The sequence below is a fragment of the Enterocloster sp. 210928-DFI.2.20 genome (genome assembly GCF_020554465.1).
GTDB lineage: Bacteria > Bacillota > Clostridia > Lachnospirales > Lachnospiraceae > Enterocloster > Enterocloster bolteae.
This window is the reverse complement of sequence record NZ_JAJCHK010000034.1, coordinates 59135-67386: the sequence shown is the minus strand read 5'-3', so window position 1 is coordinate 67386 and position 8252 is coordinate 59135. Positions and strand designations below refer to the sequence as shown.

Annotated in this window: 8 protein-coding genes and 1 tRNA gene; all 9 read right to left on the bottom strand. The window is 50.4% G+C overall.

Annotated elements, in window-relative coordinates; genetic code table 11:
* Positions 1-56: 56 nt before the first annotated feature.
* A complete protein-coding gene (locus tag LI015_RS23030; RefSeq protein WP_227126460.1) occupies positions 57-350 on the bottom strand; it encodes a hypothetical protein in 294 nt (97 codons plus the stop codon).
* A gap of 39 nt (positions 351-389) precedes the next feature.
* Positions 390-480 (bottom strand) — tRNA-OTHER (locus LI015_RS23025).
* 8 nt (positions 481-488) lie between these two features.
* Entirely contained in the window at positions 489-644 is a 156-nt protein-coding gene (locus tag LI015_RS23020; protein WP_227126459.1) for a hypothetical protein, read from the bottom strand.
* A 239-nt stretch (positions 645-883) separates the two neighbouring features.
* Positions 884-1321: a hypothetical protein gene (locus LI015_RS23015; protein WP_227126458.1), complete on the bottom strand. Its 438-nt coding sequence runs from the start codon at positions 1319-1321 to the stop codon at positions 884-886.
* Positions 1311-2681: an SNF2-related protein gene (locus LI015_RS23010; RefSeq protein WP_227126457.1), complete on the bottom strand. Its 1371-nt coding sequence runs from the start codon at positions 2679-2681 to the stop codon at positions 1311-1313. The genes LI015_RS23015 and LI015_RS23010 overlap by 11 nt, the downstream gene beginning before the upstream one ends.
* Entirely contained in the window at positions 2641-2955 is a 315-nt protein-coding gene (locus LI015_RS23005) for a hypothetical protein (protein WP_089776008.1), read from the bottom strand. Before LI015_RS23005 ends, LI015_RS23010 begins: the two co-directional genes overlap by 41 nt.
* Before the next feature lie 295 nt (positions 2956-3250).
* Positions 3251-5668 carry a virulence-associated E family protein gene (locus LI015_RS23000; protein WP_227126456.1) on the bottom strand — a complete coding sequence of 806 codons (2418 nt, stop codon included), beginning with the start codon at positions 5666-5668 and terminating at the stop codon, positions 3251-3253.
* Between the two features lie 14 nt (positions 5669-5682).
* Positions 5683-7668, bottom strand: coding sequence for a DNA polymerase (locus LI015_RS22995; protein WP_227126455.1), 1986 nt, complete (start codon positions 7666-7668; stop codon positions 5683-5685).
* A 6-nt stretch (positions 7669-7674) separates the two neighbouring features.
* Complete coding sequence (locus tag LI015_RS22990; RefSeq protein WP_227126454.1) at positions 7675-8244, bottom strand: DUF2815 family protein; 570 nt, start codon at positions 8242-8244, stop codon at positions 7675-7677.
* Positions 8245-8252: the final 8 nt, after the last annotated feature.

Genomic DNA, 8252 nt, shown 5'->3' with positions numbered 1-8252 from the left:
GGACAAGGCTCTAATCGTTCCATCTATGCTCCTTCCTCCGGTTCTCCCGGAAAATCTTAATTTTCAGTCTCCTTCTCATATAGAGTATTCATCAAATCTACATACCACGGTTCATTATCAAATTCTGTGCTCATATGCGTAGCAATCTGTTCGCCAGTAAATCCGTTGTAAACAGAAAAATGCCCGTTGAATGTGTTGTACATTATTGTCCAAGGAAGCCCATGCCACGCTCCTTTAAAATATACAAAGTCTCCACCTTTATCAAAATCAGTTGAATCAACTCTCATTCCCTTTGATTGCATATCACGGCAAATTAAATCAAATTTTCTAATCCCTTTATATGTTCTCATAGCATATCCTTTCCTCCGCTCATTCCAAAAATCTTAAGTTGGCGGCGGCCGGAGTCGAACCGGCACCCTCTTACTTTCCACCATGGTCTGTCCGGGGAGTTGAACCCCGCCCTGTGTACCACACACCGCCACTAAATTTTAATCTACTGCCCCGTAGATAAAGGGCAAATACAAAAGTCCCATAATGTTGTCAACTACCCTCAGCTGTATCTGGTGGTATATTAATAGCTCCAAACCTTGCCATACTAAAGCAAGCACTATGTACCACCAGCATGTTTTTAATATCTTATCCACTGCCAGTACCTCCGTTTAGTAAATGCTAATATTCTAAATGTCCCCACCGCTCCTTACCTGCCGGGACATCCCCGCGAACATAATCTTTGCATTCCTTGCGGTTGTTGGCACACATATAGCACTGATTTGCTATACAAAAGCAATGGTCTCCTTGAATATCTATGTCGTATGCATTTTTGCAAGTATTGCAATTATCTACCCCTGAAAATTTCACTTCTATTCCTCCACAAAATAACGATTTATGATAACAACTTATCCTCATCCTTCAGTATGCCTTCATACCGTTCGGCCAGCTTCCGGTGATCGTCCATCTCTCTTTTATACCGAACGGTCTTTGCCTTGCAGCGGCTTACATCCTTCTTTGCATTGGTCAGCTTTTCCTTGTCCCTGGTGTACACGGCATAACAGGGGCTCTGCATCCGCTCATACATCTCCTGCAGTTCTGCCAGCTCCGTACGGCAGTCCACATACTTCTTCGCAAAGGCTTTAGCCCGGTCCGTCTCATCCTGCCGTCTGTCCGTAAGCCATTCCCTGATTTCTCTGGCGTTCTCCTCATTCGGCCAGGAAGCTCTTACCCACTTAAGCATTTTACGTATCTGTGGCCTTCTGGCCTCCTGGAAGAAAGTCTCTAAGTTTATCTCCATCCTCCCGTTTGGGATGTTGAATCTAATTACCATCCTTTATTCTCCTTATCCTCGCCTTAAGGGACTCCATAAGGCCATCCTGTGTCTCGTCCTTTACCCACAACTTCTTTACCACATCCTCGTCCACCGTGCCCTTCGTTATCAAGCGGTGTATGATGACAGCTTCCGTCTGCCCCTGACGATGCAGCCTGGCATTGGCCTGCAGGTACAGCTCCAGGCTGGGGTTCAGTCCAAACCATACGATGATATGCCCACCTGCCTGTATGTTCAGCCCATGCCCCATGCTGGCCGGCTGGGCCAGAAGCAGCGAAATCCTTCCTTCGTTCCAGTCGCGGATATCCTGTTGTGATTTAAGGGTCCTGGGATTGTAGCCCTTGAACCTTCCCATCAACCGGTCATAATCATGGCGGAAGTTGTAGAACACCAGGACCGGATGGCCTCCGGATGCTTCCAAGATTTCCGCAAGTGCATCCAGTTTTCTGTCATGAAGGGGGATGACATTCCCTTCACCGTCATAGGCTGCCCCATTGGCCAGCTGCAGAAGTTTCCCCCATACAGCCGCCGCGGACAGGGCTGTGATTTCCTTACCATCAAGCTCCAGAAGCTTCTCTTTTTCCAGCTCCCTGTACTTCCGCATCTCATGCCTGTCCATGCTGACGTATACGTCATTGACAATCTGTGCCGGCAAGTTTAAGTAATCATCAGCCTTCATGGATATGCAGATGTCAGACAGTTTCTGCTCTATGGCCTCCTTAGCACCTTCCTTTGGTGTCCAGGAATATACCACGAACCCGTTCCTCCTGTCCGGAAGAAAATACCGGTCTTTATATCCGGTGTATGTCTTTCCCAGCCGCTCCCCCCGGTCAATCAGGTACACCTGGGGCCACAGGTCCAGCAGGCCGTTGGGCGCCGGTGTCCCTGTCAGCCCCACAAACCGTCTTGCCAGGGGACGTACTATACGCAGGCTCTTGAACCGCTTCGCACTGTTGGACTTAAACGATGACAGCTCATCCACCACAATCATCTCGAACGGCCATTCTTTCCCCGTAAGGTTCACTAACCAAGTTACATTTTCACGGTTTATGACATAAATGTCCGCATCTGCTTCCAGTGCTGCTATTCTTTCACCGGATGTTCCAAGGACCTTTGACACCCTTAGGTGCTTCAGGTGGTCCCACTTATCGGCCTCCGTGGTCCATGTGTCATCCGCCACCCTGTAAGGTGCTATCACCAAAACTTTCTGTACCTCAAACCGGTCATATATCAGTTCGTTAATAGCCGTCAGAGTGCTCACTGTCTTACCAAGTCCCATCTCCATAAAGAGTGCACATGCCGGCAGCTCTATGATTTTTTCAGTTGCATATTTCTGGTATTCGTGCGGTATGTACTGCATTCTTCATTTCTCCTACATAGGTTCTCGCATCGTCCATCCCTTTCACCAGCCGGTAGTTGCACCCCAGGCTGATAAGGCGCTCTCTTTGCCACTTCTGGATTTTGGCTACACGGCCCATCTGCTGCTTCAGTTCCACGAACCACACCCTTCCATCTGGCAGGATATAAATGCGGTCTGGCACGCCTGGGTTTCCGGGAGACACAAACTTGAATGCCAGGCCTCCCATCTTCTCAATCTGTTTATTCAGCCAATCTTCTATGTCCTTTTCCAGCATTTCTATCTCGCTCCTTCCTGGACAACTGGACATCTCGCACGCGTATGACGTGTGTAAACGCGGTTTCGCGTGTAATTACTCTTTATTCTTTAATTTAACAGCTCTATAGAGAAAAGTTGTCCAGTTGTCCCAAATTGCTGTTTTTTCCTGTATTTACAAGGCTTTCAAGCTGGACAACCTCCGGGACAACTTCAAAATAAGGTTGTCCAGTTGTCCACCTTGCCTTCACCGAGGTTGTCCCGATTCTTGAGGTTGTCCAGGGGGGTTGTCCAAGGTTGTCCAAGGGATTTCAACGCTAAATTGTCCTTTTATACCCTCTCTGTCTCCCGTATTCAGCCCCTGTATTTATCCTGTCTCCTGACGATTCCCAGTTTGGAAACTTCGCCAGTATCTTCTTTATCATATAGGTGTCTTTTGCCTCCATGTTCTTAAGGCTGTTTCCAAAGCACTCACACCATATCTCCTGACAGCTGACAAAGTCCCTTCGCAGGACCGCCTCCGGTTCCGGGCACTCGGTCCCATATAGGAAGTCCCGACGTTTATCCAGGTTCCGGCTGTACCAGTCTTCTGGAAGAAGTGTATCAAGATACATCCGCACCTTCTCCTCACGCGGATCTGTCATCATGGCTTCTTTCTGCTGTTTCACCGCTTCCTCCGCAGCGCCGCCCGACAGTATCAGCTTCTCACCCTGCGTCACATGATACAGCACCTCCGCCCATATCTGGCTTACTTCCTCCTGTGTCATATCCCAGACACGCTTCGCGCCGATGCAGGGCACCCTCACGGGCCAAAACCTCCTGCCGCCTTCCACGTCATTCAGGTAACCTTCCTCTGAGTTGGTAGTTCCAATCAGAATGCACTGCCGCGGATGGGAACTCACACGCCGCCCATAGGAGGCCCTGTAACGGTCGTCCTGCGTGGTTATGAATCCTCTTAAGGTTTTCACGCCTGCGCTTCCAATCCCGGCCATCTCGCCTATTTCTATAATCCAGTATCCCTGCAGCTTTTCTGCTGCTGTCTTATCCCTGGTATCGGCCAGGTTGAGGGAATCAGAGAACCACTGTCCTCCCAGACGGGATATCAGTGTGCTTTTTCCGATTCCCTGCGGCCCGCAGAGTACCAGCACCGTATCGAATTTACACCCGGGATATCTCACCCGGTGCACCGCCGCACACAGGGTCTTTCTGGTGACGGACCGTACATATTCCGTATCATCCGCGCCAAGGTAATCAATCAGAAGCGTGTCCACACGCGGTATGCCATCCCACTCAGGAAGGCTGTCCAGATACTCTCTTACAGGGTGGTAACTCCGGTCATCGGCTGCCTTTGTGATTGCTGTCAGTATCTTTGCTTTTGGAAATTCCGTGTACGTCATGCTTAAATATGCCTCCAATTGTGCGTCATCCGCATCCCGCCAGAAACGGGAAGGACTTTTCCATGGAACAGGACCCTTGATTTCCAGGTTATCCGCCATCTGGTTGAAACGAATGCCTTTCAACCCCTGGTCATGCCGCATGATGAGCAGCAGATTGTTTAAGCTGGGTTCCAGTCCCTTCTTGTCCTTTGACAGTCGGCTTTTCCAGGAATCATCCTCTTCCGTATCGCATGTGTCAGCGAAGTCCTCCCTGGCCAGCTCCGCACGTTCTCTGGCGACTGTCAGCGTTGTCTCCTTATCCCTTTGCACCAGTTCCATCATTGCCTTGTAGGATGGCAGTTTCGTCGTAGGAGTCCCCGGCGCCGCATCTTCATCCTGTATTCCGTACTTATGGATACGAACCAGGTCAAACGCATTACAGAGCTTCCCACAGGCCGGGTCCGTTGAATGGTTACTATATGCAAACCTTCCGTCCTCGTATATAACAAGCCCAGAGGCTGTGGAGCCCTCAGCATAGGTATATCTTTCTGGCAGGTCACATTTGACGTATACCTCTGGCAGAAAGGCTGCAATGGCATCCTCCACGTCATAAGTTCGGCAGAATGCACCAATCAGTCCCGCCTTTTCCGTTGGGTCACCCTGCTTCTTAGCTTGTTTAACCCTGGATTCCTTTGCCCGGCTGCTCTCTGGCCAGTAACTGGTATCCGTCCAGTCAGGGTAACGTCTCAGGATGTTATCTGCAGACAACCATGGCAGGTCCTCATAATGGAACAAATATTCCCCATCTGCCGCCGCGGATGGCCAGTACATCAGCCGGGAAGGCTGGTATGTTGTATCATCGAAATAATCAATTCCTATCTCTTCAGCCAGTTTCCTGGCTATGGCCTCGTATTCATCCGCTGTGACCGGACGGTCCATTGGAATCACGAACCTCAGACGCGGTTTTTCCGGACTGTGCTTATGAGTAGTGTACATGGCATAGGCATAATAAGCTAAAAGTGCTATATCCTCCATGAGGCCCGCTGGGGCGTAATCTGCATCCAATGTAATCAACTGCCGACTATCTACCGTATCTGCCTTACGTCTCCCGCCTTTCAGAGCCCCTCCAACAAACCCACCCACGTCCTTGATACGGTCCTGTTCATCCTTTGGCATCTTCATGTATTCCGCCAGTGTCTCATGGGTCCTGACGGGTGTTTCCAGACGTTTCAATAGCTGGGACCAGGAATAGCTCTTATTCTTCCAGTTCTTTTCCATGCGGCTCCGCCCTGTTGCCAGGGTGATTGTCCCGTCGTGCTTAACTGCCATCCTGTAATCCGCAATGCTGGAGACTTGCATCCTGTATCCCTCCTTTAATCCTTCTTATAAAATGGGGTTTCATAACCATCCCCGCGCAAGGGCAGCTCCTGCGCCCATGGTACTGGCTGTGCCATGATGGCTGTTATCTTCTCCAGGGCATCTATGTCCGTTTCCGGCACATCCACGATAATTTCATCATGTACATGCATAACAATCTGATATCCTGCACCAGAAACACGTTCCATGGTCACTGCCAGGCAGTCTCTTGCCGTGGCCTGTACGATATTCTCCACAAGCTTTCCGCCCCAGGTCTTAAGGCGTCCCCATTTCTTTGTTTCCTGGTCCACACCTGCGTATGTTATGACGCTCTTTCCTTTCTCGTCATCCTCTATCCGGGTGTCATAATATGCCAGTTTCCTTCCGGATGGCAGTCCAATGAATAGTATCCTGTTAATATAGGAAAAACTCAGGCCGTGTTTCAGTTTTATGGTCCTCCGTTCTTCTATGGCTGCACGGGCGGCTGCCTCCGCATTCCGCCATAACTTGCATATGTTCGGGCTGGCCTTACGCCAGTTTGCTATAATCATGGGTATCTCGTCATCTGGAATGGTGCCCGCCTTATCCATGGCTTTCATGGCACCAAAGCCCCCGCCATACCCCAGGGCAAGCTCAGCCACCTTTCCCTGCTGCCTCAGCCGGCTTCCCTTCTTGATGTTCTCAATCGGCACATGGAACATCTGGGCAGCGGAAGCCTCGTATATCTTTCCGTGGGTCCTGAACACATTCAGGCGCCACTTCTCATCTGCCAGCCATGCAATCACCCTGGCCTCAATGGCAGAAAAGTCGCTGACCACGAACCGGTATCCTTCTGACGGGATAAAGGCGGTTCGTATAAGCTGTGAGAACACAAACGGTATCCCTTCAAACAGCAGTTCCAGGGTGTCAAAGTCCTCCTGCTTCACAAGGTCCCTTGCCAGGTCCAGATCAGGTATTTTGTTCTGAGGCAAGTTGTGTACCTGCACGATGCGCCCGGCCCAACGCCCGGTCCGATTGGCTCCATAGAACTGCAGGATTCCCCTCAGGTATCCATCCGGGCAGACTGCATGCCTCATGGCCTGGTATTTCTTAACAGATGTCTTTCCCAGTTCCTTCCGTATTTGCAGCATCCTCAGTCCTGGAAGGACATCATGTGTGGTTTTCAATTCCTTCAGCTGTGCCTCAATCACTGGTATGCTGTCCTTGGTGATACTGGGAACATCAAGCCCGTATGTCATAAAAAACCACATCTTCAATTGGGGCAAACTGTTCGGATTATTAAGTCCCGTAAGTTTCCTTGCCTCCTGCTTGAGTCGCTCCTGGTAAATCCCGTCATACTGGATTATCTTATCTGCCAGATCCATATCCAGACGTACACCATGGTCATTGATGTGCTGGTCCAGGTTCCACAATTCCTGCTCCTGCCTGGCGACTGGGTATATCTGCAGCTTTTCGCGGATGGTTGCCTCGGCGACTACATCCTGCCTGTTGTACTCAATAAACAACTGCCATTTATCTGGGGCGTGTTCCGGGAGGTTTCTGCTACGCATTCCATTGGTCTTGGTCGGCTTACAGGGCTTACAGAAGTACTGTATCAAGCTTTTACCTATCTTATCCTTCTGCTTATCCTCCGGAAGCCCCAGGGCTTCTCCCACCCCTCCCAGTGTCCCTGGAAGGCCCAGGGTAGCCGCATGTACTGCCGTGCACCGCCACTGCTCCGGGGGCATCGGCCTGCCCAGCCAGGAGGCAAGGCAGGTCCTTTCAAAGTTGGCATTATATGCCGTCTTGATTACATCCGGACTGTACAGGCCTTCCCAGAAGTCTGGGAAATCCCGTTCCGGGTCCGCCAATGGATCCGTCAGGTCAATCACCTTCACGCCCTGCCCGTCATACCGGTATCCTATCAACAGTATCTCGAAGTCAGGGGCGGATGCATATGCATACACCCCTGCCTCCCTAATATCAATGCTGGAATAGGTTTCTATGTCCACATTCATTGTCATAAGTCATCATCCTAACAGGTCATCATCAAATCCGTCGTCGCTGTCCTCAAAGTCACTGATTGCGGAATCCACCGTGATGGTCCCTCCAAGCGGCTCATCGTCCCTTTTCTTCTTAAGGGCGTTCAAACCTACGGCGATACCCTTGTTACCATTGCTGTTGAAGGGAAAGAAATTGATAGAGGCCTGTCCCCAGCAGCCGCTGTACATCTCGGTCTGGTCAAGTATCTCATTGTTGTCCTGGTCCAGAAGGATGGGCTTACGGTTGCTGTTCGCATTTATGAAATACATCCCAGTGTATTCCGGGTAATCATCCGCACGTTCCTCGTCACCGTCACGCAGCGGGAGCTTAAGACCGGCGGTCTTACCCTTGAACTTGTTGGCGGCGCCTTCCTTCTTGGCCGCCTCAATGGCTTCCTTAATCTTACTCAATGTCTTTTTATCAGACTTGGGAATCAGCAGGCAGACGGAGTAACGCTTCTCCTGCCCTTCCTGGGCCGCCCATGGTTCAAATACATGTAAGTATGAAAATCTCACGGTTCCTGTGGTTACCTTAGTTACTTTTCTTTCTTCACTCATAATATTCA